This is a genomic window from Ruegeria sp. YTSC002 (assembly GCF_059609845.1).
In genome coordinates, this window is the sequence record NZ_JBXWML010000002.1 from 198,483 (window position 1) to 221,148 (window position 22,666).

19 protein-coding genes are annotated in these 22,666 nt (G+C 58.6%); 13 read left to right on the top strand and 6 right to left on the bottom strand.

Annotated elements, in window-relative coordinates:
* Window positions 1-9 precede the first annotated feature (9 nt).
* From AC2FFD_RS06140 to AC2FFD_RS06150, 3 genes are all read left to right on the top strand, one after another.
* Window positions 10-1,038 carry an SIS domain-containing protein gene (locus AC2FFD_RS06140; protein WP_496872491.1) on the top strand — a complete coding sequence of 343 codons (1,029 nt, stop codon included), beginning with the start codon at window positions 10-12 and terminating at the stop codon, window positions 1,036-1,038.
* Window positions 1,035-2,168 carry an N-acetylglucosamine-6-phosphate deacetylase gene (nagA, locus tag AC2FFD_RS06145; protein ID WP_496872492.1) on the top strand — a complete coding sequence of 378 codons (1,134 nt, stop codon included), beginning with the start codon at window positions 1,035-1,037 and terminating at the stop codon, window positions 2,166-2,168. Before AC2FFD_RS06140 ends, nagA begins: the two co-directional genes overlap by 4 nt.
* Window positions 2,169-2,349: 181 nt before the next feature.
* Window positions 2,350-3,222, top strand: coding sequence for a bifunctional allantoicase/(S)-ureidoglycine aminohydrolase (locus AC2FFD_RS06150; RefSeq protein WP_425079249.1), 873 nt, complete (start codon window positions 2,350-2,352; stop codon window positions 3,220-3,222).
* On the opposite strand, the gene bhcR is transcribed toward AC2FFD_RS06150, so the two are convergent.
* Window positions 3,200-4,048 carry an HTH-type transcriptional regulator BhcR gene (bhcR, locus tag AC2FFD_RS06155; protein ID WP_496872494.1) on the bottom strand — a complete coding sequence of 283 codons (849 nt, stop codon included), beginning with the start codon at window positions 4,046-4,048 and terminating at the stop codon, window positions 3,200-3,202. The two genes, AC2FFD_RS06150 and bhcR, sit on opposite strands and share 23 nt — an antisense overlap.
* A 169-nt stretch (window positions 4,049-4,217) precedes the next feature.
* Here bhcR and bhcA point away from each other — a divergent pair, with 169 nt between their 5' ends.
* The 4 genes from bhcA to bhcD all read left to right on the top strand — a co-directional run bounded on the left by bhcA (window position 4,218) and on the right by bhcD (window position 8,649).
* Window positions 4,218-5,408, top strand: coding sequence for an L-aspartate--glyoxylate aminotransferase BhcA (gene bhcA, locus AC2FFD_RS06160; protein ID WP_496872495.1), 1,191 nt, complete (start codon window positions 4,218-4,220; stop codon window positions 5,406-5,408).
* The gene (gene bhcB, locus AC2FFD_RS06165) at window positions 5,408-6,376 is read left to right on the top strand and encodes a beta-hydroxyaspartate dehydratase BhcB (protein WP_496872747.1); all 969 of its coding nucleotides are present in this window, start codon (window positions 5,408-5,410) and stop codon (window positions 6,374-6,376) included. Before bhcA ends, bhcB begins: the two co-directional genes overlap by 1 nt.
* Window positions 6,377-6,403: 27 nt before the next feature.
* Complete coding sequence (gene bhcC, locus AC2FFD_RS06170) at window positions 6,404-7,567, top strand: 3-hydroxy-D-aspartate aldolase BhcC (protein ID WP_496872497.1); 1,164 nt, start codon at window positions 6,404-6,406, stop codon at window positions 7,565-7,567.
* Window positions 7,568-7,683: 116 nt separating this feature from the next.
* Window positions 7,684-8,649, top strand: a complete 966-nt coding sequence (gene bhcD / locus AC2FFD_RS06175; RefSeq protein ID WP_496872499.1) for an iminosuccinate reductase BhcD — start codon at window positions 7,684-7,686, stop codon at window positions 8,647-8,649.
* 165 nt (window positions 8,650-8,814) lie between these two features.
* On the opposite strand, the gene AC2FFD_RS06180 is transcribed toward bhcD, so the two are convergent.
* The 3 genes from AC2FFD_RS06180 to puuE are packed head-to-tail and all read right to left on the bottom strand — an operon-like array spanning window position 8,815 to window position 12,187.
* Complete coding sequence (locus AC2FFD_RS06180) at window positions 8,815-10,239, bottom strand: uracil-xanthine permease family protein (RefSeq protein ID WP_496872501.1); 1,425 nt, start codon at window positions 10,237-10,239, stop codon at window positions 8,815-8,817.
* A gap of 53 nt (window positions 10,240-10,292) precedes the next feature.
* Window positions 10,293-10,778, bottom strand: coding sequence for an ureidoglycolate lyase (locus AC2FFD_RS06185; RefSeq protein WP_496872502.1), 486 nt, complete (start codon window positions 10,776-10,778; stop codon window positions 10,293-10,295).
* Window positions 10,775-12,187: an allantoinase PuuE gene (gene puuE, locus AC2FFD_RS06190; protein ID WP_368040348.1), complete on the bottom strand. Its 1,413-nt coding sequence runs from the start codon at window positions 12,185-12,187 to the stop codon at window positions 10,775-10,777. The genes AC2FFD_RS06185 and puuE overlap by 4 nt, the downstream gene beginning before the upstream one ends.
* A 146-nt stretch (window positions 12,188-12,333) precedes the next feature.
* Here puuE and uraH point away from each other — a divergent pair, with 146 nt between their 5' ends.
* Window positions 12,334-12,687 carry a hydroxyisourate hydrolase gene (gene uraH, locus AC2FFD_RS06195; RefSeq protein WP_170345216.1) on the top strand — a complete coding sequence of 118 codons (354 nt, stop codon included), beginning with the start codon at window positions 12,334-12,336 and terminating at the stop codon, window positions 12,685-12,687.
* A 5-nt stretch (window positions 12,688-12,692) separates the two neighbouring features.
* On the opposite strand, the gene AC2FFD_RS06200 is transcribed toward uraH, so the two are convergent.
* Window positions 12,693-13,613, bottom strand: coding sequence for a LysR family transcriptional regulator (locus tag AC2FFD_RS06200; RefSeq protein WP_170345215.1), 921 nt, complete (start codon window positions 13,611-13,613; stop codon window positions 12,693-12,695).
* 101 nt (window positions 13,614-13,714) lie between these two features.
* Between AC2FFD_RS06200 and AC2FFD_RS06205 the strand changes: the two genes are divergently transcribed.
* Window positions 13,715-14,947, top strand: coding sequence for a urate hydroxylase PuuD (locus AC2FFD_RS06205; protein ID WP_170345214.1), 1,233 nt, complete (start codon window positions 13,715-13,717; stop codon window positions 14,945-14,947).
* Window positions 14,948-15,001: 54 nt separating this feature from the next.
* Here the strand turns inward: AC2FFD_RS06205 and AC2FFD_RS06210 are convergent, their stop codons facing one another.
* Window positions 15,002-15,904, bottom strand: coding sequence for a LysR family transcriptional regulator (locus AC2FFD_RS06210; RefSeq protein ID WP_257601100.1), 903 nt, complete (start codon window positions 15,902-15,904; stop codon window positions 15,002-15,004).
* Between the two features lie 153 nt (window positions 15,905-16,057).
* Here AC2FFD_RS06210 and xdhA point away from each other — a divergent pair, with 153 nt between their 5' ends.
* The 4 genes from xdhA to AC2FFD_RS06230 are packed head-to-tail and all read left to right on the top strand — an operon-like array spanning window position 16,058 to window position 22,382.
* A complete protein-coding gene (gene xdhA, locus AC2FFD_RS06215) occupies window positions 16,058-17,521 on the top strand; it encodes a xanthine dehydrogenase small subunit (protein WP_496872503.1) in 1,464 nt (487 codons plus the stop codon).
* Between the two features lie 15 nt (window positions 17,522-17,536).
* Entirely contained in the window at window positions 17,537-19,855 is a 2,319-nt protein-coding gene (gene xdhB, locus AC2FFD_RS06220) for a xanthine dehydrogenase molybdopterin binding subunit (RefSeq protein ID WP_496872505.1), read from the top strand.
* Window positions 19,856-19,858: 3 nt separating this feature from the next.
* Window positions 19,859-20,737: a xanthine dehydrogenase accessory protein XdhC gene (gene xdhC, locus AC2FFD_RS06225; RefSeq protein ID WP_496872506.1), complete on the top strand. Its 879-nt coding sequence runs from the start codon at window positions 19,859-19,861 to the stop codon at window positions 20,735-20,737.
* Window positions 20,738-20,780: 43 nt separating this feature from the next.
* Window positions 20,781-22,382, top strand: a complete 1,602-nt coding sequence (locus AC2FFD_RS06230; RefSeq protein WP_496872508.1) for a xanthine/uracil/vitamin C permease — start codon at window positions 20,781-20,783, stop codon at window positions 22,380-22,382.
* Window positions 22,383-22,666: the final 284 nt, after the last annotated feature.

The window sequence follows — 22,666 nt, forward strand, 5'->3', positions numbered from 1 at the left end:
CCTGGGAAAATGTCTGATACAACCACTCAAATGCGGCGCGAGATCGACGAGATTCCCGACGCCGTCGACCGCCTTCTGACCGAGGGCGCGGAATTGATCGCGCAAACCGCCACCGAGATCCGGGCCCGTGACCCGCAATTCCTGATCTCGGTGGCGCGCGGATCCTCGGATCATGCATGCAGCTTCTTGAAATACGCCTCGGAACTGCTGCTTGGTTTGCCGATGGCTTCGGTCGGACCGTCGGTAAAATCCATCTACGGTGTCGACATGCGCTGCGAGGATGCCATCTGCATCTCTGTCTCACAATCCGGTCAGAGCCCCGATATCGTGCAACTCACGCAGTCGCTCACATCCGGCGGAGCTTACTCGGTTGCGATCACGAACAACCCTGCCTCTGCCCTGGCCGAGGCGGCTGCGGCAACACTGCCCATTCACGCGGGCCCCGAACTGAGCGTGGCGGCGACAAAGACATTCGTGACGTCTCTGGTCGCCGGGTTGTGGCTGATTGCGCAGGTGAAGCGCGATGATCACCTGCTACGCGCAATCCATGGTCTGCCCGAAAGCTTGTCGACCGCAATCGCCTGCGACTGGAGCGCCGTGGCAGACGCGGTTGATGGTCGCTCTTTGTTTACTTTGGGGCGCGGCCTGTCTTTGGCCATTTCCAACGAAGCCGCGTTGAAATTCAAGGAAACCTGCCAGATCCACGCAGAAAGCTATTCGGCGGCCGAGGTTCTGCACGGCCCGGTTTCCATCGTGGATCAGGGCTTTCCCGTGCTTGCTTTGTCGTCCGGGGATGCAGCAGAGGACAATCTGGCCGAAGTTGCAGACGCACTGGCGTCCAAAGGCGCTGTGGTTTTCGCCACAACCGGCCGCGTGAAACACGCGACAGAACTGCCGCATGTCCGGACGTCCCATTGGATGACGGACCCGATACCGACAATTGCGTCGTTTTATGGAATGGTGGAGAAGGTGGCCACACAACGCGGGATCAACCCGGACACACCACGCCATCTGAAAAAAGTGACGGAAACGGTATGACCAGTTCTACCATCACCTTTGCCGGCGGCCCGATCTTCGATGGCACTGAATTGCGTGACGGATATGCCGCACGGTTCAGAAACGGTGTGCTGGATGCGTTGGTCCCCTTGGATCAGATCGCGCAGGACGACCAGATCGAGGACCTGCATGGCGACATCCTCAGCCCCGGCTATGCTGATTTGCAGGTGAACGGCGGCGGGGGCGTGATGTTCAACGATGATCCATCGGTTCACACGCTGACCCAAATCGCCCGTGCTCATCGCGCGCTGGGTGCCACTCGCATCCTGCCAACCCTGATCACGGACACGGCCGAGAAAACCCGGGCCGCGATTGATGCCGCCATCAAGGCCGTTCAGACGGGTGTTTCCGGTATTGCGGGCCTGCATCTGGAAGGTCCGCACCTGTCTGAGCGGCGCAAGGGCGCACATGATGCCGCCTTCATCCGCCCGATGCAGCAAACCAATCTGGAAATTCTGATCGACGCTGCAAAACACCTGCCTGCTTTGATGGTCACGCTGGCCCCCGAAAGCTCAACCCTGCAACAGGTTGAAGCACTGAAGCGCGCGGGGGTGATTGTTTCTCTGGGGCATACGGACGCGCCTTTTGAGACCTGCCTCGCATTCTCAAAGGCCGGGGCGCAGTGCGCAACGCATTTGTTCAATGCGATGAGCCAGCTTGGCAGCCGTGAACCGGGACTGGTCGGCGCGGCGCTATCCTGCGGATCGCTATCGGCGGGTTTGATCGCGGATGGTATCCACGTTCATCCCGATACGATGCGGATTGCCTGGGCTGCCAAGCGCGGACCAGGGCGGATTTTCCTTGTCAGCGATGCGATGGCGGTCGCCGGCACGTCACTGACGGAATTTCAGTTGGAAGGACGCCGCATCCGGCGGGAAAACGGCAGGCTGACGTTAGAGGATGGCACTCTGGCCGGGGCCGATTTGTGCCTGACAAACGCGGTGCGGGTTCTGACGGAACAAGCGGAAATCCCCTTTCAGGATGCACTCGCCGCAGCAACAAGCGTTCCGCTCGGGATGATTTCCGGGAAAAGCAAAGGACTGAAACCAGACCTGTCGCAGATGATACGGATTGCCCCGGATCTGTCCCGGGTCAGACCGGTGCAACCCTGACCCAAACGTCGTTGATCCGACTGGCTGCGCAGCGCGAGCGATGACAACGCTGCGTGCGTTTTCTGACGGCCAAATTCTGATTTTTCAAATCTTCGCGAATAGAGCTGTCACCTTTTTGCGGGTGGTCCGCACCGATCCTTCGGCGCATATTTCAGGCATATGACATTTTTCAGGAGCATGCATGACCGCCAAGTATTATTCGCCACACGGTGGGCATCCTGGTCAGGAGCAATTGCTGACTGACCGCGCCGTATTTACTGACGCGTATGCAGTGATCCCAAAGGGAACGATGCGGGATATCGTGACCAGTTTTCTGCCGTTTTGGGACGACACCCGCTTATGGGTGATATCACGCCCGCTCAGCGGCTTTGCCGAAACCTTTTCGCAATACATCATGGAAGTTCAGCCCGGCGGTGGCTCTGACCAGCCCGAGACCGATCCCGAAGCCGAAGGCGTTTTGTTCGTGGTCGAAGGCACAGCGACCTTGACGGCCGACGGCACAACCTATGAGCTGACGCCCGGCGGCTATGCCTACCTGCCCGCTGAATGCAATTGGACCTTACGAAACCGAGGCGGTGAGACCCTGCGCTTCCATTGGATTCGAAAGGCTTATGAAGCGGTGGAAGGGCTTGACCGCCCGGACGTTCTGGTTCTCAACGAAAATGAGATCACGCCGACGCCGATGCCCGGAACCGACGGAAAATGGGCCACGACGCGCTTTGTCGACCCAAGTGACTTGCGGCACGATATGCACGTGACCGTGGTGACTTTCGAGCCCGGCGCCGTCATTCCTTTCCTTGAAACACATGTGATGGAACATGGTCTGTATGTTCTTGAGGGAAAGGCCGTCTACAGGCTGAACAATGATTGGGTAGAGGTCGAGGCCGGCGATTACATGTGGTTGCGCGCATTCTGCCCGCAGGCCTGCTATGCAGGCGGGCCGGGTAAGTTCCGTTACCTGCTGTACAAAGACGTGAACCGACATATGGCATTGCGGCCGGGGCCAGCGGCTTATCCGCAGCACCGGCGCCTCAGGACAGCGGCGCAGAAATAGTCCCGCCGATGGCCAGAGTTAACTGATGCGCCGCCTCGATGACGGGGCGGCTTAGGCGCACGATTTCGGCTTCGCTGACGCGGCTTGTCGGTCCGGATACTGAAATCCCGGCAACCGCCTCTCGGTTGGTATCGAAAACCGGCGCAGCGATACAGCGCATTCCCGCATTCTTTTCTTCATTGTCTATCGAGAAGCCCTGTGCCCTGACCATGGCAAGATCTTCTTTCAGCGCGGTCGGGCTGGTAATCGACCGGTCCGTGAAGGCCCGCAGTTCCGTCTTGGCCAACAGCCGGTCCAGCCGATCTTCATCCATATATGCCAGCAGAGCTTTCCCGATGCCCGATGCGTGCATCGGAGACAGCGTGCCCGGAGGGAAAAACGCCCGGATGCTGGCATGGGTTTCCACCTGGCTCAGGAACAATACCATTCCTTCTTTCTCGACCCCCAGGTTTGCGGTCTCGCCGGTGGCCTCCATCAGCTTGCGCATCACGGGTCGGGCCCGGTCCACAAGGCTGGTGCGACGCAGGAAGCGCGAGCCGATCACGAACGCACGAGGACCGATGTGCCAGACCTGCTCGTCATGATCAAACTCGACAAGGCCCCTGCCCTCTAGTGTAACGAGAATTCGGTAAACTGTGGCGGGCGACTGGCCCATTTCGTCGGACAGCGCGGTCAACGCCTTGCCCTGCGCTTCACTCAGATACTCAAAAACTTCCATCGCACGGTCGAGAGATTTGATCGTGTTTTGCGCTGTCTTGTCGTCCCATCCCCGTGGTCTTCCACGGGCTCTTCTGCGGACTTCGCGAGTATTGTCTTGAGAATCCATAAAAACCCTTTGATCATTCGTGAAAGCCTAATTCATCATATGAAAAATTTAAGGCACTGACAATTATAAATTAAATCCAAATTACCGAATTTTGAAAAGCATTTTCAAAAATGTATCGGGCTGAGCGAGGGACGCTTATTGTGTGGTCAACGACGGAAGGAGACCATCCATGAGCTTTCAAAACCCCGTTTTCATCCCGGGCCCGACCAACATCCCGGAAAGCCTGCGCAAGGCTTGCGACATGCCCACCATCGACCATCGCTCGCCGCTGTTCGGGCAAATCCTGCACCCCGCGCGCGCGGGTGTTCAGAAAGTCCTGAAAAGCAACAGCGCCGAAGTCTTCATCTTTCCGTCGACCGGAACAGGAGGCTGGGAGACCGCGCTGACCAACACCCTGTCGGCTGGTGACAAGGTTCTGGCGGCGCGCAACGGTATGTTCAGCCATCGCTGGATCGATATGTGCCAGCGTCACGGTCTGAATGTCGAGATCGTCGAAACCCCTTGGGGCGACGGGCTGCCAGCCGATCGTTTCGAAGAGATTCTGACCGCCGACACAAGCTACGAAATCAAGGCTGTTCTTGCCACGCACAACGAGACGGCAACCGGTGTGAAATCGGATATTGCCGCTATACGCAAGGCGCTGAATGCCGCCCGTCACCCTGCCATGCTGTTCGTCGATGGTGTTTCATCGATCGGGTCCATGGATTTCCGTTTTGACGAATGGGGTGTTGATGTGGCCGTCACGGGCTCGCAGAAAGGGTTCATGTTGCCTGCGGGCCTTGCCATCGTCGGGTTCAGCCAGCGGGCAATGGGTGCGACCAGCACAGGCACCCTGCCCCGCACCTTCTTTGACGTGCACGACATGGCGAAGGGTTATGCCAACAACGCCTATCCTTATACCCCTGCTGTTGGCTTGATGAATGGCCTCAACCAGGCCTGTGATATGTTGCTGAGTGAAGGTTTGGAAAACGTCTTTGCCCGGCATCACCGTATTGCCGAAGGAGTACGTGCCGCGGTGGGCGCGTGGGGGCTGGAGCTTTGCGCAGCGAACCCGTCGGTATATTCTGACACCGTCAGCGCGATCCGCACGCCAAACGATTTCAACGCCACCGACATTGTCACACACGCGGCCGAAAAATACGGCGTTGCCTTCGGTGTCGGCCTTGGCGAAGTCGCGGGCAAGGTATTCCGCATCGGACATCTGGGAAGCCTGACGGATGTCATGGCCCTGTCCGGGATTGCCACCGCTGAAATGTGCATGGTCGACCTGGGCCTGAACATCCATCTGGGCTCGGGGGTGGCGGCTGCGCAGGAATACTATCGCGGTCATCCCGGTGCAGTTCAGAAGGACGCCGCATGATGAAGGACTTCAACATGTACATCCCGACCTACGAGGACATGCTGGCGGCACATGATCGGATCGAGCCCTTTATCCGCCGCACCCCGGTCCGCACATCAGACTATCTGAACGAGCTGAGCGGTGCACAGCTGTTCTTCAAATGTGAGAACTTTCAGGAACCGGGTGCCTTCAAGGTGCGCGGGGCAGCAAACGCCGTGTTTGGCCTTGACGACGAACAGGCCAGGAAAGGCGTTGCAACCCATTCTTCGGGCAACCACGCCTCGTGCCTGTCCTATGCGGCGATGAAGCGGGGCATACCGTGCAACGTCGTCATGCCGCGCACAGCGCCGCAGGCCAAGAAAGACACGGTGCGTCGCTATGGTGGGAAGATCACGGAATGTGAGCCCTCCACCTCGTCGCGCGAAGCGACCTTTGCCGAGGTTCAGGCCTCCACGGGCGGGGATTTTGTCCACCCCTACAATGATCCGCGCGTGATAGCCGGACAAGGCACCTGCTCGCGCGAGTTCATCGAGCAGACCGACGGTCTGGACGCGGTGGTCGCCCCCATCGGCGGCGGCGGCATGGTGTCCGGCACCTGTCTGACCCTGTCGACGCTCGCCCCGGAAACCGCGATCATCGCGGCGGAACCGGAACAGGCCGACGATGCCTATCGCAGCTTCAAGGCCGGCCACATCATAGCGGATGACGCACCCAAGACGATTGCCGACGGGCTGCTGGTTCCGCTGAAGGAGCTGACCTGGCATTTCGTGTCGAACCATGTCTCCGCGATCTACACGGCTTCCGAGCAAGAGATCATCGATGCGATGAAACTGACGTGGAAACACCTTCGGATCGTGATGGAACCATCTTCGGCCGTTCCGCTGGCTACGATCCTGAAAAACCCGGACGCTTTCAAAGGCAAGCGGGTCGGCGTGATCATAACCGGGGGTAATGTCGATCTGGACAGGCTGCCCTGGCTGAACGCGTAACATCAATCCCGACATAGGAATACGGAAATGAAAGATATGACCAATCTCGACAATTTCGAAGTAGGCTTTGACATTCCGGCCAAGCCCGGAATGGATGAAGCAGATATCCAGACCCCCTCTCTTGTGCTCGATCTCGACGCGCTTGAACGCAACATCAAGAAGATGGGCGACTATGCCAAGGCGCACGGTATGCGCCACCGCGTGCATGGAAAGATGCACAAATCTGTAGACGTGGCCAAGTTGCAGGAGAAAATCGGAGGCGCCGCTGGCGTTTGCTGCCAGAAAGTTTCAGAGGCCGAAGTGTTCGTGCGCGGCGGTATCAAGGACGTTCTGGTGTCGAACCAGGTGCGCGACCCCGCCAAGATCGACCGTCTTGCCAGCCTGCCAAAGCTGGGCAGCCGCATCATCGTTTGCGTTGACGATCTGGACAATGTCGCGGATCTTTCCGGCGCGGCAGTGGATCATGGGACACAGCTGGAAGTCTTCATCGAGATCGACTGCGGCGCTGGCCGTTGCGGCGTGACAACGACCCCGGAAGTGATCGAGATTGCCAAAGCGGTCAAAGCGGCTGACAACCTGAAATTCACCGGCATACAGGCCTATCAGGGCGCAATGCAGCACCTCGACAGCTATGAAGCGCGCAAGGAAAAGCTCGACACCGCCATCGCCATGGTAAAAGACGCCGTCGAGGGCCTCAAAGCCGAAGGCATCGAGTGCGAATTGGTCTCGGGCGGTGGCACCGGTTCATACTACTTCGAGTCCAACTCGGGCGTGTACAACGAACTGCAATGCGGGTCCTACGCCTTCATGGATGCCGATTACGGCCGGATCCTGGACAAGGACGGCAACCGGATCGATCAGGGCGAGTGGGAAAACGCCTTCTTCATCCTGACCAGCGTCATGAGCCACGCCAAGGCGGACAAGGCGATTGTCGATGCGGGCCTCAAGGCGCAGTCGGTGGACAGCGGCCTGCCGGTAGTCTTTGGCCGCGACGATGTCGAATACATCAAGTGTTCGGACGAACACGGCGTCGTCATGGATACGAAAGGTGTGCTGAAGGTCAACGACAAGCTCAGGCTGGTTCCGGGACACTGCGACCCAACCGCAAATGTACACGATTGGTATGTCGGTGTTCGCAACGGCAAGGTCGAGACCGTCTGGCCCGTATCCGCCCGCGGACGCGCTTATTGATCTGAACTTGCTCTGTTTGGGAGGGCTGGCTCGGAAGCAGCCAGACAGCCGCCCGCGTGTATGCTCTCCTTCCGGCGGTGGCACGCGGGCGCACGAATGTTTGATTGGAGAATGAAATGCTGATCGTACCCGAGCGTGAGATCGCTGACCTTATGACCCGACAAGCGGCTTTTGACGCGGTCGAACAGGTCTTTGCTGCAATGGCGTCCGGTGACGCCTACAACTTCCCTGTCGTGCGTGAAGCCATCGGGCATGAAGATGCACTTTATGGGTTCAAGGGCGGATTTGACCGCGCCGGCCTGACGCTTGGCCTGAAGGCGGGCGGCTATTGGCCAAACAATCTGGAAAAACGCGGGCTGATCAACCACCAGTCCACCGTTTTTCTTTTCGACCCCGACACTGGCAAACCATCTGCGATGGTCGGCGGCAACCTTCTGACGGCCCTTCGAACGGCGGCAGCATCTTCGGTATCGATAAAGCATCTCGCACGTAGCGACGCCAGGGTCATAGGCATGATAGGCGCTGGCCACCAGGCAGCTTTTCAGCTTCGCGCGGCATTGGAGCAACGCGATTTTGAAAAGGTCATAGGCTGGAACTATCACCCGGAAATGCTGCCGAATATCGAAAAAGTCGCCAATGAAGCCGGCGTTCCGTTCCAGGCGGTCGAGCTTGACGAAATGACTGAGGCGGATGTGATTATTTCGATCACGTCGGCCTTTGCGCCCTCGCTGATGGCGAACCATGTCAGCCCCGGAACTCATATCGCCTGCATGGGCACGGACACAAAAGGTAAACAGGAAGTTGAAGCGTCCCTTCTGGCCAAGGCGAGCGTGTTCACGGACGAAGTCGCGCAATCCGTCAGCATCGGCGAAGCGCAGCACGCGGTGGCCGAAGGCCTGATCCAAGAAGGCGATGTGGCGCAGCTTGGCGCGGTCATCAACGGCACCGATCCGGGCCGGATATCGGACAACCAGATCACGCTGTTCGATGGCACGGGGGTGGGCCTGCAAGATCTTGCGGTCGCCGCGTCCGTGGTTGACCTCGCCGTTCGGAACGGGGTCGCGATCGAGGTCGATTTCTGAAAACAGACGGCAACACCCCTGGGCGTTGTCGTCGGTGGTTCTTTTGGGCGGAGAGCTTTTGACAGCAGATCTCCATTTGAATGGTGACCGAACAATGAAAAGCGGCGCGCCAAGGCACGCCGCTTTCGTTTTTCCCAAGACGATCAGTCTATCAGGTCGAACGCATCAGACGTGGTCATCTTGCTCGATGGAGCCAAGGCCATGACCGGCCATGCCGCCCGAGACCTCTTCCGTCGCTTCGTCCGAAAGTTCTTCGGGAAGCACCAGATTCAATACGATGGCGATGACGGCGGCAGGCAGGATTCCTGATGTCGCCAGAACCTTCAACGTGCCGGGCAAGTATTGCAACGCGTTGGGTTCCAGCTGCAAACCCAGCCCAAGACTCAGGGCGATTGCAAAGATCACCATGTTGCGCCGGTTCCAGTTCACGTCCGACAGCATCGAGACCCCTGCCGCAACAACCATGCCGAACATCACGATCACGCCGCCGCCAAGAACCTCAATCGGAATGGACGAGATTATCGCCCCGATCTTGGGAATAAGCCCGCAAACGATCAGGAAAACCGCGCCGATGGTCACGACCATGCGGCTCATGACTCCGGTCATGGCAATCAACCCGACATTCTGGCTGAATGACGTGTTCGGCAAGGCTCCAAACAGGCCAGAGATCGCAGTACCAAGACCATCGGCAAATGTCGCGCCCTGTATTTCCCTGTCGGTGGCTTCGCGGCCAGCGCCGCCTTTGGTGATACCGGATACGTCCCCAACGGTTTCAACAGCGGAAACAAAGGACATTGCACAGAAACCGATGATGGCCGCGACCGAGAATTCAAGGCCAAAATGCAGGGGGTTCGGCAGCGCGAAGGATGTCGCGTTGCCGACATTGCCTAAGTTCACCTGGCCAAGCAGAAAGGCCACGGCGTATCCGACCAGCAGACCGATCAGAACAGCCGACACGGACAGCATGCCCCGTGCAAAGAATTTCAGGCCAAGCGTGACCACGATAACGGTTCCCGCCATGAACCAGTTCAGACCCGAGCCATATTCCTCGGTACCTATGGCAGGCACACCGCCGGCGGCATATTGAATGCCGACTTTGACAAGGGCCAGGCCGATCATGGTTACCACAAGGCCCGTAACCAGCGGCGGAAGAGCAAAGCGAATGCGCCCTATGAACAACCCGAGGAATGCGTGGAACAAGCCACCGACAACAACACCGCCCATCAGGACGGCAATGGCGTCAACGCCCTTTCCAACCACCAGCGGAATCATGATCGGGATGAAGGCAAACGATGTTCCCTGCACGATGGGCAACCGGGCACCAACAGGCCCCACACCAATAGACTGAAACAACGTGGCGACGCCCGCAAAGAACATCGACATCTGGATCATATAGATCATCTGCGGGAAATCGGGGCTGTTCGAGCCAAAGCCGAAACCAGCCGCGCCGCAAACGATAATGGCTGGCGTGACGTTGGACACGAACATCGCCAGCACATGCTGAATTCCCAGCGGCACCGCCTTTAACAGCGGCGGAGTGTAATTCGGATCGCGGAGTTGCTCCGGCGTTCCGATGGATGCATCTGACATTTTGTTTTTCCTCCCTTGAGGTTCGCAGCCGGCTCCTCTTCCGGCAACGCGCCTCATTCTGTGATCTCAAAAGCCTCCTCGAACCAATGCTCTTCGAGGTTGGGCCCGGCTCCAATTCGGTCGACCACCGCAAAAAGCCCGGGCGCATGAAGCGGGGTCAGAACGCCATGCCAGGTGTTGCGATGGTAATTCACACCCTGTCCGGGCGCTGTTTTGAAGGCGATGGGCTGTCCCGGCGTGCCGTTCTCATCCGGGGCCACAACCACGACAAATGGTTTGTCCGACAAAGGCAAAAAGGCCTGGCTGCCATCAGGATGGCGTTCAACCATTTCCAATTTGATCGGCAGACTGAAGGCTTCGGACTGAAACACGCTGATACCCGCGCGCCCATCGTGGAAATCCAACACGGCCCGGTCGTGATAGCGCGCGCATTTACCCTGATTGATAAGCTTGTCCACCTGGCCCGTCGCCTCGATGACATCGCCGAAAGGTGCAAATGCCTCTGGCGTCAAGGGGCGGAGCTTCAAGGCAGCCGTCATTGTGCGAACTTCTCGATCAGGCGCAATTCGGCAATACGCTCAACCTGACGGCAGGCTTCGGCGAATTCGCTGTCGCGGTCATTGTCGATGCGACGGCGAAAGGCTTCCAGAATGCTGGCCTTGGTGTTGTCTTTGACGGCAATGATGAAAGGAAAGCCAAATTTGGTCGTGTAGGCTTCGTTCAACGCCGTGAACGTTGCGCGTTCTTCATCGGTCAGCATGTCCAGACCCGCACCGGCCTGTTCCGCAGTGCTTTCCTTGGTCAGGCGGCCGGCGGCGGCCAGCTTGCCCGCCAGGTCCGGGTGGGCTGTCAGAACGCCGAGGCGCTGCTTGGGCGAGGCGGAACGGAATACACGCGCCAGCGCGTTGTGGACGCCAGCGGCATTGTCATGCGTCGGGCCCAGTTCCAGTTCATACGCACCTTCGGCAATCCACGGGCTGTGCTCGAACACGCCACCGAATTCCGACACAAAGGTTGGTCGATCCATTTCGGACGGGGTCAGACCTTGCACCGGCGGGTGTTCCCTGGCCCAGTGATCGGCAATCTGCTCGCGCGTTGCGAACCAGACACCGTCGTGTTTCCTGAAGTAATCAAGGGCGCGTTTCAGCGCCATCGCACGACCCGGGCGACCGATCAGACGGCAGTGCAGCCCGATCGAGAGCATCTTGGGCGCGCCCGCCTCACCCTCGGCATAGAGCATGTCAAAGCTGTCTTTCAGATAGCTTTCAAATTGTTCCCCATTGGTGAACCCAGCCTGGATTGCAAAGCGCATATCGTTGCAATCAAGTGTATAGGGCATGATCAGCTGATCCTTGCCTCCTGCCTTGGTCCAGTATGGCAGATCGTCGGCATAACTGTCGGCGATATAGGCAAAGTCGCCTTCCTTGGCGGCCAGTTCGACCGTATTCATCGAACAGCGGCCCGTATACCAACCCCGTGGCGGCTGACCCGTAACCTCTGTGTGCAGGCGGATTGCTTCGCGGATCTGGGCGCGCTCTTCTTCTGCGCCCATGTCCTTGTGTTCAATCCACTTCAAACCGTGGCTGGCGATCTCCCATCCGGCATGCTTCATCGCCGCGACCTGTGCAGGTGCACGGGCCAAGGCGGTTGCAACGCCATAGACTGTAACAGGCAGATCTTGCAGAAGATGATGCACGCGCCAGAACCCCGCGCGGCTGCCGTATTCATAGATCGATTCCATGTTCCAGTGCCGTTGCCCCGGCCAAGGGGCGGCTCCGGTGATCTCGGACAGAAACGCTTCGGATGCGGCATCGCCGTGCAGAACGTTGTTTTCACCGCCCTCTTCGTAATTTAGCACGATCTGAATTGCGATTTTGGCGTCGTTCGGCCAGTTTGCTTTGGGAACTTGCCCACCGTAACCGGTCATGTCTCGTGGATAAGGCTTCACATCGGTTTCCTTCTTCTTGAATTGATCAATACCCCAGATAATCAAAGATGTTTTTCAAAAAATGCAGAAAGCAGCTTCCCACAGACTGCCTTTGCCCCTGGATGCGAAAACAGACTAGTAACTGTATAACTTGAGGAGTAGCGCAAATGACCGGTTACCTTACAACACATGTTCTGGATACGGCGCGGGGGTGTCCCGCCGAAGGATTGAAGATCGAACTGTTCCGCATTGAAGGTGCAAACCGCCAGTTGCTGAAAACTCTGGTCACCAATGACGACGGCCGGACCAACGAACAAATTCTGCCCGAAGCAGAGTTTTCAACAGGCGACTACGAACTGATCTTCCACGCCGGAGATTACCTTGATGCCTCCGGCACACCACCTGAAAACCCACGCTTTCTGAACGTCATCCCGATCCGCTTTGGAATGTCCGAGCATTCGCATTACCACGTGCCTCTGCTGCTTTCGCCCTTCGGGTACTCGACCTATCGCGGCAGCTGAGCGACCTATCGGGCGGTATTCGCCGCCGCAATCGACGACCCGATGCGTTCGATTATGAATTCCATGAAAAGCCGCGTTTTGGGGTCCTGCATGCGGCGGTGCGTAAACAGACATGCCATCTGAATCGGTTCTGGCGGCGTCTTTTCTGCCACCGGAACCAGAGTTCCGGCCTTGAGATGCTGAGCGATCTCAAAAATAGGTTTCAACGCGATGCCATGTCCGCCAAGGGCCCAGTCTGTCAGCACGTCACCATCGTCTGACTCGTAGCGCCCGGAAACCCGGAACCGTTTTGGCCCCGTATCGGTCCTCAAAAGCCATTGAAACTCGGTCGCGCCCGGGAACCGCAAATTGAGACATTCGTGCTCATCAGCGATCAACGCGTCGCCGCTTTCGGGCATCCCACGTTTTTTGATGTATGTCGGAGATGCACAAAGCACTCTTTCGACATCCGCGATCTTGCGTATACGCAGGTTGCTGTCCTCTGGCTGACCAAGAAAAAAGGCCAGGTCCAGACCTTCGGTTGTCAGATCAACCTTTCGGTCCGTCAGCCTCAGCCTGACGTTCACCTCGGGGTACTCGGCAAGAAACTTCGGGACCTGCGGCGCTATCAACCGACGCCCAACCCCCAAGGGTGCAGCGACATAGAGTGACCCTTTCAGGTTCTCGGTAAGATTGACGATCTGAGCTTCGGCACTTTCGACTGCTTCAAGGATCTCTGCCGCACCACGATAGAAAGACTTTCCCTGCTCGGTAGGCGTCAGGCTGCGTGTCGTGCGTTGGAACAAGCGCACGCCAAGATGCTCTTCCAATTGCGATATACGCGCCGACGTAACAGCTGGCGAAACCCTCAGATCACGGCCCGCAGCAGACATGCTGCCCAGTTCGTAGACCCGGACAAAGGTTCTGATGTTATCAAGGTAGGACATTTTTTTGCATTTTTTGATACTGCTTGGTCTTTACCAGCAATACCAGAACAAAACACACTCGCATAGAGTAACCGGAAGCAAAGAATCTTAGGAGCAAAGCCATGTATGACTTGGCCGTAATGTGGGAGTGGATTGCCTTTTCCGTCCGCTGGCTGCATGTGATCACCGCGATGGCGTGGATTGGGGCGTCATTCTACTTTATCGCGCTGGATCTCATGTTAAAGCCAAACCCTGCCTTGCCGGACGGGGCCTACGGCGAAGAATGGGAAGTACACGGAGGCGGTTTCTACCACACCGTCAAGTATCTGGTTGCACCCTCGCGCATGCCCGAGCACCTGACCTGGCACAAATGGCAAAGTTATACGACCTGGCTGTCGGGCGCGGCGTTGCTCATGATCATATACTGGGTCGGGGGCGAATTGTTCCTGCTTGATCCGACCAAAGTGGACCTGGCGCTGTGGCAGGGGATTCTGATTTCCGGCGGATCGCTGACCATCGGTTGGTTGCTCTACGACCAGATGTGCAAATCTAAGCTGAGCGATCACCCGACCGTTCTGATGCTGCTGTTGTTCGTGATCCTCGTGATCATGTCCTGGGGTTACAACCAGATCTTCACCGGTCGTGCCGCGCTTTTGCATCTCGGCGCCTTCACTGCGACGATCATGACGGCCAACGTGTTCTTCCAGATCATGCCGAACCAACGGATCGTGGTCGAAGACCTCAAGGCCGGTCGGACGCCTGATGCCAAATACGGCAAGATCGCCAAGGTACGATCCACGCATAACAACTATCTGACTTTGCCGGTCGTGTTCCTGATGTTGTCGAACCACTATCCGCTTGCTTTCGGCACCCAGTATTCCTGGATCATCGCCAGCCTGATCTTTCTGACCGGTGTCACCATCCGCCACTACTTCAACACGATGCATGCAACCGGGAAAGGCCCGCACTGGACATGGGGCGTGACGGTTCTGCTAATGGTCGTGATCGCCTGGTTGTCTTCGGTGAGAAACACCGAGACATGGGAGGACGCCGAAGCGCGCGACCTGACGCCATACGAGCAGAAATATGCCTCAGCCGCAGGCTTCGAAGACGCCTATGACACGGTCCTGGGCAATTGCTCGATGTGCCACGCCCGCGAGCCGGTGTACGGCACCATGAAATGGGCCCCGAAAAAGGTTTATCTTGAGACACCCGGCGATGTCGCCCGCAACGCCGACCAGATCTATCTGCAAGCCGGCATCAGCCACGCTATGCCACCACCATCAGCAGTGCAAATGGATGAAGAAGCACGCCAAACCATCATCGCATGGGTGCGTGAAGTCAGAGACCAATAGACGCCTGCGCGCAAAACGAAGATAGTTAACCGGGTCGTGATGCCCGGTTTTTCTTTATGCGAAAAAGCGTTTGCTGTGCTGCGCGACGTGTTCGACAAACAGGCGCACCTTGGGGTCTTGCAGCTTTTTGTGCGGATAAAGACACCCGAAAATCGTTGGCAACGGAGGCGTCTCGGGTAGGACCTCGACCAGTCGTCCATCCTCGAGAAACTCCCGCACGTCAAAGCGCGGCTTGTTGACGATCCCACGACCAGCCAAGGCCCAGTCCGTCAGCACATCACCATCATCCGCGTCGTATTTGCCGCCAACTTCAAGCTTTCGCGGCCCCATGTCAGTGCGGAGCGTCCAGTAGTATTCCGGAGACCTTGGATAGCGCAGCAACAGGCAGTTATGGGGCATGTGCAACAAATCATCCGGTGTTTTGGGCGTCCCAAACCGCGACAGGTAATCAGGTGAGGCGCACAGAACACGATCACAATCCGCGAACTTCCGCAGTTTCATTGTTGAATCGCCGGGTTCACCAATGAAAAAGGCGATATCCAGACCGTCGGCCAGAATGTCCACCTTGCGATCGGACAGACGCATGCGAATCTCTGTTTCCGGGTAGCGATCAGAAAACTCCGGCACCAGCGGCGCAACGATTCTGCGCCCGACACCCAAAGGCGCGGTGATGCGGATCGCCCCCCGAGGCGCGTCGGAAAAGCTGGCGACACGCGCTTCGGCGTGATCAAGCGCCAGCAGGACCGCCTTGGCTTCATCATAGAAGACCGTCCCCACTTCGGTTGGTGTCATCGACCGGGTGGTTCGGTTGAACAGCCGTACACCCAGATGGTTTTCAAGCTCTTTCAACCGTTTGCTGGCCACCGCCGGGGTCAGCCGAAGATCACGCCCACCAGAGGTGATGCTGCCCAGCTCCATCACTCGGACAAAAACACGCAGACTTTCGATGTAAGACATGGATCCTCCCGGTAGCGAAAGAATGCGGTATGGTCTCAACTTTTTCAACGATCTGTTGAAAGTATTTGCCGTTTGCGGCGATTTTCTGACTCAATCTTTACACCTATGGTTCCACTGACCACCCTCCGGAAGGCAGGGCAGAGGGAGAATTCCATGACGCATCGCACCCACATCCAATTTGTCCTCAATGGCAAGGATGTCTCCGTCCCAGACGTGTCGGCAAGCCAGACACTTCTTGATTTCCTGCGCCTGGAACGTCGACTGACAGGAACGAAGGAAGGCTGCGCCGAAGGCGATTGCGGCGCGTGCACCGTGCTTGTCGGACGGCTTGGGCGCACGGGCCTGCGCTATGCTCCGGTCAATGCCTGTATCCGGTTTCTTGCCTCTGTCGACGGCTGTCATGTCGTGACGGTTGAACATTTGTCCGGGCCTCAAGGCCGGCTGCACCCGGTTCAGCAAGCCATGGTCGATCACCATGGCAGCCAGTGCGGGTTCTGCACACCCGGCTTCGTCATGGCTCTCTATGTGCTTTGGATGCAAACTCCGGAACCGACCGAAGTACAGGTTGAAACCGCATTGCAGGGCAACCTGTGCCGCTGCACAGGGTATGAGCCGATCATCCGAGCGGCCATTGCCGTCAGCCGCTACGGCACCCCGGCATCTGATCATCTGAACACCGAACGCGAAACCATGACCGCGCGCCTGGCGGCCCTGAAGGACGGGCGGCGCGTGGTGTCCGGACCCGACAACAACCTGAGCATTCTCCCGTCCAGCGTCGATGATCTTGCCGAATGCCTGCAAGCTTATCCAAACGCAACGATCGTGGCGGGGGCCACCGATGTTGGCCTTTGGGTTACCAAGTTCCTGCGCGACATTGGCCCCGCCATCTTCACCGGTCATCTCGAAGACCTGAAAACAGTCGAAAGACAGGGGTCTCTCCTCCTGATCGGTGCCGGCGCCAGCTACACCGATTGCCAGGACCTCCTGTCTGAACACCTGCCACACCTGTCCTCCTACTGGGATCGCATCGCAGGGTGGCAGGTGCGGAATATGGGAACCGTCGGCGGTAATATCGCCAATGGCTCTCCCATCGGGGACACGCCACCGGTTCTTATTGCGCTTGGCGCGGAAATCACTCTGCGGCGCGGTTCCGAAAGCCGAACGCTGCCTCTGGCTGACTTCTTCATCGATTATGGCAAGCAGGACCGCCGGCCAGACGAATTCGTCGAAAGCATCCGCGTGCCCCTGCCCGGACCCAATGATCTGGACGCGGCCTACAAGATTTCCAAGCGCCGTGACGAGGATATCTCCTCCGTGGCCGCCGGGCTGCACATGAGCGTCACAGACGGGATCATCAGCAATGTGCGCATCGCGTTCGGCGGCATGGCCGCCACGCCAAAGCGCGCATCGACGGCCGAGGCGGCGCTGAACGGTCAGCCATGGGCACGCGAAAGTTTCGAAGCCGCTGCTGAAGCGCTGGCCGAAGACTTCTCGCCTCTCACAGATTGGCGCGCATCGTCGGACTATCGGATGCTGACCGCCCAAAACCTGCTGCGCCGGTTCTTCCTTGAAAACGACCGCGAAACCGACACCCCCGTTCAACTGGCTTGTGCCTGATCAGGAGACGACAACATGAAAGACAACGTTTCCATCATTGGATCGGCCCATACCAACGTAAACCACGACAGCGCGGTCAAGCACGTCACCGGGCAGGCCGACTACACCGACGACATTGCGTTACCGGAAGGCGCGCTGCACGCGTATCTCGGCGTGTCAGACGTCGCACACGCCAAGCTTCTGGGTATCGATTTCAGCGACGTTCTGGCAATGCCCGGCGTGGTCGGCGTGCTGACCGCTGATGACGTGCCTGGCGCCAATGATATCAGCCCGACCCACCTGAACGATGAAGCTGTTTTCCCGACCGACGCCATTCAATTCCACGGCCAGCCGTTGTTTGCCGTGATCGCCGAGACCCGTGACATCGCGCGCCGCGCTGCGGAACGGGCAAAGATCGACTATGAAACCCTGCCCCATGCGCTGGATCCGATTACCGCGCAGAAAGCAGGATACCCGCATGTCACAGCGCCCCTCAAGCTGGAGCGCGGAGACGTCGCACCAGCGCAGGCGGCCGCGCCCAACCGGATCAAAGGCCGCATGAGCGTTGGCGGTCAGGATCACATGTACCTTGAAGGTCACATCGCCTTTGCGATTCCGGGCGAAGACGACGATGTGGTGGTGCATTGCTCGACCCAGCACCCGTCCGAGGCGCAGCACATGGTGGCGCATGTCCTTGGGGTGCCGTCCAATGCCGTCGTGGTCAACGTCCGTCGCATGGGTGGGGGGTTTGGCGGCAAGGAAAGCCAGATGAACCTGTTCTGCGCAGTCGCGGCCATGGCTGCAAAAAAATGGAACCGCGCCGTCAAAATCCGCCCCGACCGGGATCAGGACATGACCGCAACCGGCAAACGCCATGACTTCGTGATCGACTATGATGTCGCTTTTGACGATGAAGGCCGCATTCAGGCGGTGGAAGGCAGCTTTGCCGCGCGCTGTGGCTTTTCGGCAGACCTGTCGGGCCCTGTCACCGACCGGGCGCTATTTCACGCCGACAACGCTTATTTCTATCCGAATGTGCGCCTGAACAGCCATCCGATGAAAACCAACACCGTGTCGAATACCGCGTTTCGCGGGTTCGGCGGCCCGCAGGGCGTGATCGCGGCAGAGCGGATGATCGAAGAGATCGCCTATGCCACGGGGCAGGACCCGTTGGATGTGCGCAAGGCGAATTTCTACGGCACCACGGACCGCAACGTGACCCCGTACCACCAGGAAGTCGAAGACAGCATTCTCGACCGGCTGGTCGGAGAGCTGGAAGAGACCTCGGAATACCGCCAGCGCCGACAGGACATCATCGCGTTCAACAAGACATCACCGATCCTGAAAAAAGGCATTGCGCTGACGCCGGTCAAGTTCGGCATTTCCTTCACCGCGACCTGGTACAATCAGGCCGGCGCGCTGGTGCATGTCTACAATGACGGGTCGATCCACCTGAACCACGGTGGCACTGAAATGGGCCAGGGCCTGAATACCAAGGTTGCTCAGGTCGTGGCCGAGGCCTTCCAGGTCGATTTCAACCGGATCAAGATCACCAAGACGACGACTGAAAAAGTTCCCAACACCTCGGCCACTGCTGCGTCCAGCGGGACCGACCTGAATGGCATGGCGGCCTTGAACGCGGTCGATCAGATCAAGGAACGTCTGGTGAAGTTCGCAGCCGAGACCTGGAGCGTCTCGCCAGAGGAAGTGACCTTCCACGCCAATCAGGTTCATATCGGCCAAGACGTTCTGGCCTTCGATGCATTCATCAAACAGGCCTATCTGGCGCGCGTACAGCTTTCGGCGGCAGGGTTCTACAAGACACCAAAAATCCACTGGGACCGAGCCAAGGGGCAAGGCCGCCCGTTCTATTACTTCGCCTATGGCGCGTCCTGTTCAGAAGTCACGATTGACACACTGACCGGTGAATACCGCGTGGATCGCACGGATGTTCTGCATGACGTCGGGCGTTCGTTGAACCCAATGTTGGACAAAGGTCAGGTCGAAGGCGCCTTTATTCAGGGCATGGGATGGCTGACCACTGAAGAGCTTTGGTGGGACGATACCGGCCGCCTGCGTACCCATGCCCCATCAACATACAAAATCCCACTCGCGTCAGACCGCCCGCGCATCTTCAATGTGAACCTAGCCGATTGGTCGGAAAACCGGGAACTGACCATCAAACGCTCCAAGGCTGTTGGCGAGCCGCCGTTCATGCTGGGAATTTCGGTGTTCGAGGCCCTGTCGATGGCCGTGGCCTCGGTCGCGGATTACCGGGAATGCCCGCGCCTCGACGCACCAGCCACGCCCGAACGTGTCCTGATGGCGGTCGCGCGGCTGCAAGCCGGGCCCTGAGCCATGGTTGCCCCGGGTTCCCTGAACGAATTTCTGTCCGCGCAGCATTGCGTTATCCGCGTTGCGTTGACGCGTGTCCGCGGGTCTTCGCCGCGCAATGAGGGAACAGAGATGTTCGTGGCACCCGGATCGTTGTGGGGAACCATTGGCGGTGGACAGTTGGAATTCCTCGCCATCAACGCCGCGCGGGACATGCTGCGTGACGGTGCGTTGCATCAGGATCTGGACGTGCCACTTGGCCCCGAGATCGGGCAATGCTGCGGCGGACGGGTCGAACTGAACCTGTCCCGTATGCGTGCGTCCGACAAATGGGCCGCGACGGAACGCGCGGCCCGGAACGAAGATGCTTTGCCTCATGTCTATGTCATGGGGGCGGGCCACGTGGGGCGTGCCCTCGCCAATCAGTTTCAGCATCTGCCGGTGCGCTGCATCCTCGTCGATACCAGACCCGAAGAGATCGCGCTTTGCGCCGCAGATGTCGAAACCCGGGTCAGCGCGATTCCCGAAGCCGAAATCTGGCGCGCGCCCGCAGGCAGCGCCTTTGTCGTTCTGACCCATGATCACGGGCTGGATTTTCTGCTGACGACCGCCGCGCTGGAACGAAATGACGCCGCTTATGTGGGGATGATCGGTTCCGCCACAAAGCGGATAAAGCTCAGGAACTGGGCGCAGAAACACTGTGACGGACAGTCCATCGAACATTTGAAATGCCCCATCGGGGCTAGCGGTAGCCGCGACAAGCGGCCCAGCGTCATCGCCGCCTTCGTGGCGGCCGAAGTGATGGCTGAATTGACCTCTGAAACTGCCGCGACCGCCCTAACCGGGGCAAACCAGGCACCCCTGCGGGGCCACCATCACGACCGGAAAGGGAGATCGGCCTGACACCTGTCGGGCCAAACCGGTCACATCAGAGGAGGAGACCGTCATGGACGGGAGGACCTATGAATACAAGCTGTTTACCCGCAGCGATTTCAGCGCTTTCTGGGCGCTGTTTACCGACAACCTTGTCAACCTGCTGATCCTGTCCGGGGTCTGCCAATTCGTGTTTCAAATGCCTGCGGACATCGTCTTTGGCCGCATCGTTCCCGGTGCCGCCATCGCGATTTTGGCCGGTGTCGCTGTCTACACTTACCTCGCCAAATGGGCGGCAAACGCGCAGGGCAAAGACGTAACCGCGTTGCCCTACGGCATCTCGACGCCGGTTATGTTCGTCTACCTGTTCGGGGTGATCGGACCCATCTACTGGGCGACAAATGATCCAATGCTTGCCTGGCAAGTGGGTATCGGCGCCGGGTTCATGGGCGGCATCGTCGCGGCTCTGGGCGCCGTGGTTGGGCCGTATCTCAAGCGGATCACGCCACGCGCGGGGATGCTGGGGACGCTGTGCGGCATTGCCCTGGTCTTCATCGGCTCTGTGCCGCTGGCCGAAGTGTTCGAGAACCCCATCATCGGCTTTACGTCGCTGCTGTTCATCCTCTGGGGGTTGATCGGCCGTTTCCGCCTGCCGGGCAATGTTCCGGCCGGCCTTGTCGCGATTGCTGCCGGTACCGTGATCGCCCTTCTACTTGGCGAGTCCAAAATTGATGTCAGCGGCATCAGGTTCTACCCACCGATCCCGTATTTCGGTGATCTGATCGCCGGTGTGCAATACCTGTTCGCCAACCCTGAGCTGTTCCTGGTGCTGATCCCCGTGCAAATCTACAACTTCATCGAAACGATGAACAACGTGGAATCCGCCGAAGCGGCAGGCGACCATTACCCTGTCGGGCTCTGCCAGGTGACGGACGGCGCGGGCACGATGCTGGGCGCTCTGTTTGGTTCGCCATTCCCGACAACCGTTTACATCGGCCATCCGGCCTATAAACGGCTGGATGCCCATGCGGGGTATATTGTCGGTGTGGCCGTTGTAATTGCCGCCGCCGCCTTTCTGGGGTTCCTGTCCTTCCTCGCGGGGCTGATCCCGATCGCCGCAGCCGCACCGGTACTGGTCTTTGTCTCAGTCAGCCTGATCACTAACACCGCCTGGGCCGTTAAACCGATGCACATGGCTGCGGTATCCTTTGCGATCCTGCCCCATATCTCGGCCTTTCTAATGGTCAAATGGGGATCGTTGATGAACGCGCTGCGCAGCAGCGGTGTCGAAGGGCTGCCATCCTTGGGAGATCCCAATCTGACCTCGGCCCTTCTCATGGAGGGGGCCCATTACGAGGGACACCTTGCCCTGAGCCAGGGGGCGATCATCACCGGACTGGTCTGGGGCGCCATCGTGGCCGATGTTATTGACGGACGTTTCCGGATGGCCGGCGCGTTTGCTGTCGCAGGTGGGCTGATGTCTTCGATCGGCATCATCCATTCCTACACGCTACAGATGCCTCAGTTCGACGGGATAACCATCGGCTATCTGATCATCGGCGCGTTCCTCTATGTCTACCCGATGTTCGCCCCGAAAGAGGATCTCGAACATCGTATCATCGTACCGGACGAACCCGATCTCATCGATGACGATTCACCCGCCCAACAGGCCTGATCGACAGCGGGGCAGTCGCATGGCTGCCCCGAAAACCTTCCCTTCCCGTTCAGTCGTGGTCGTTCAGGAGGCAAAGTTTGCTCTGCGACCGCTTGCTGATCTTTCTCTCGCCTATCTCCCGGTGACGGCATGTGGTTCGCAAGGGTCTTGCAGCGGATCACCCTTGCGAACCCCGCGGCTGCGCCGCCTGGGCATCCTCCATCACGAATACGGTCGCAGCATCGGCTGGGGTTACACTAAATAGACGACCACAGGTGATGTGCGAGCGGTCAAGACCCTCACCC

What these genes read in the sequence shown, in the direction of transcription:
- AC2FFD_RS06140 (WP_496872491.1), top strand. Translation starts at nt 10, where the DNA reads ATGTCTGATACAACCACTCAAATGCGGCGCGAGATCGACGAGATTCCC.
- nagA (WP_496872492.1), top strand. Translation starts at nt 1,035, where the DNA reads ATGACCAGTTCTACCATCACCTTTGCCGGCGGCCCGATCTTCGATGGC.
- AC2FFD_RS06150 (WP_425079249.1), top strand. Translation starts at nt 2,350, where the DNA reads ATGACCGCCAAGTATTATTCGCCACACGGTGGGCATCCTGGTCAGGAG.
- bhcR (WP_496872494.1), bottom strand. Translation starts at nt 4,048, where the DNA reads ATGGATTCTCAAGACAATACTCGCGAAGTCCGCAGAAGAGCCCGTGGA.
- bhcA (WP_496872495.1), top strand. Translation starts at nt 4,218, where the DNA reads ATGAGCTTTCAAAACCCCGTTTTCATCCCGGGCCCGACCAACATCCCG.
- bhcB (WP_496872747.1), top strand. Translation starts at nt 5,408, where the DNA reads ATGAAGGACTTCAACATGTACATCCCGACCTACGAGGACATGCTGGCG.
- bhcC (WP_496872497.1), top strand. Translation starts at nt 6,404, where the DNA reads ATGAAAGATATGACCAATCTCGACAATTTCGAAGTAGGCTTTGACATT.
- bhcD (WP_496872499.1), top strand. Translation starts at nt 7,684, where the DNA reads ATGCTGATCGTACCCGAGCGTGAGATCGCTGACCTTATGACCCGACAA.
- AC2FFD_RS06180 (WP_496872501.1), bottom strand. Translation starts at nt 10,239, where the DNA reads ATGTCAGATGCATCCATCGGAACGCCGGAGCAACTCCGCGATCCGAAT.
- AC2FFD_RS06185 (WP_496872502.1), bottom strand. Translation starts at nt 10,778, where the DNA reads ATGACGGCTGCCTTGAAGCTCCGCCCCTTGACGCCAGAGGCATTTGCA.
- uraH (WP_170345216.1), top strand. Translation starts at nt 12,334, where the DNA reads ATGACCGGTTACCTTACAACACATGTTCTGGATACGGCGCGGGGGTGT.
- AC2FFD_RS06200 (WP_170345215.1), bottom strand. Translation starts at nt 13,613, where the DNA reads ATGTCCTACCTTGATAACATCAGAACCTTTGTCCGGGTCTACGAACTG.
- AC2FFD_RS06205 (WP_170345214.1), top strand. Translation starts at nt 13,715, where the DNA reads ATGTATGACTTGGCCGTAATGTGGGAGTGGATTGCCTTTTCCGTCCGC.
- AC2FFD_RS06210 (WP_257601100.1), bottom strand. Translation starts at nt 15,904, where the DNA reads ATGTCTTACATCGAAAGTCTGCGTGTTTTTGTCCGAGTGATGGAGCTG.
- xdhA (WP_496872503.1), top strand. Translation starts at nt 16,058, where the DNA reads ATGACGCATCGCACCCACATCCAATTTGTCCTCAATGGCAAGGATGTC.
- xdhB (WP_496872505.1), top strand. Translation starts at nt 17,537, where the DNA reads ATGAAAGACAACGTTTCCATCATTGGATCGGCCCATACCAACGTAAAC.
- xdhC (WP_496872506.1), top strand. Translation starts at nt 19,859, where the DNA reads ATGGTTGCCCCGGGTTCCCTGAACGAATTTCTGTCCGCGCAGCATTGC.
- AC2FFD_RS06230 (WP_496872508.1), top strand. Translation starts at nt 20,781, where the DNA reads ATGGACGGGAGGACCTATGAATACAAGCTGTTTACCCGCAGCGATTTC.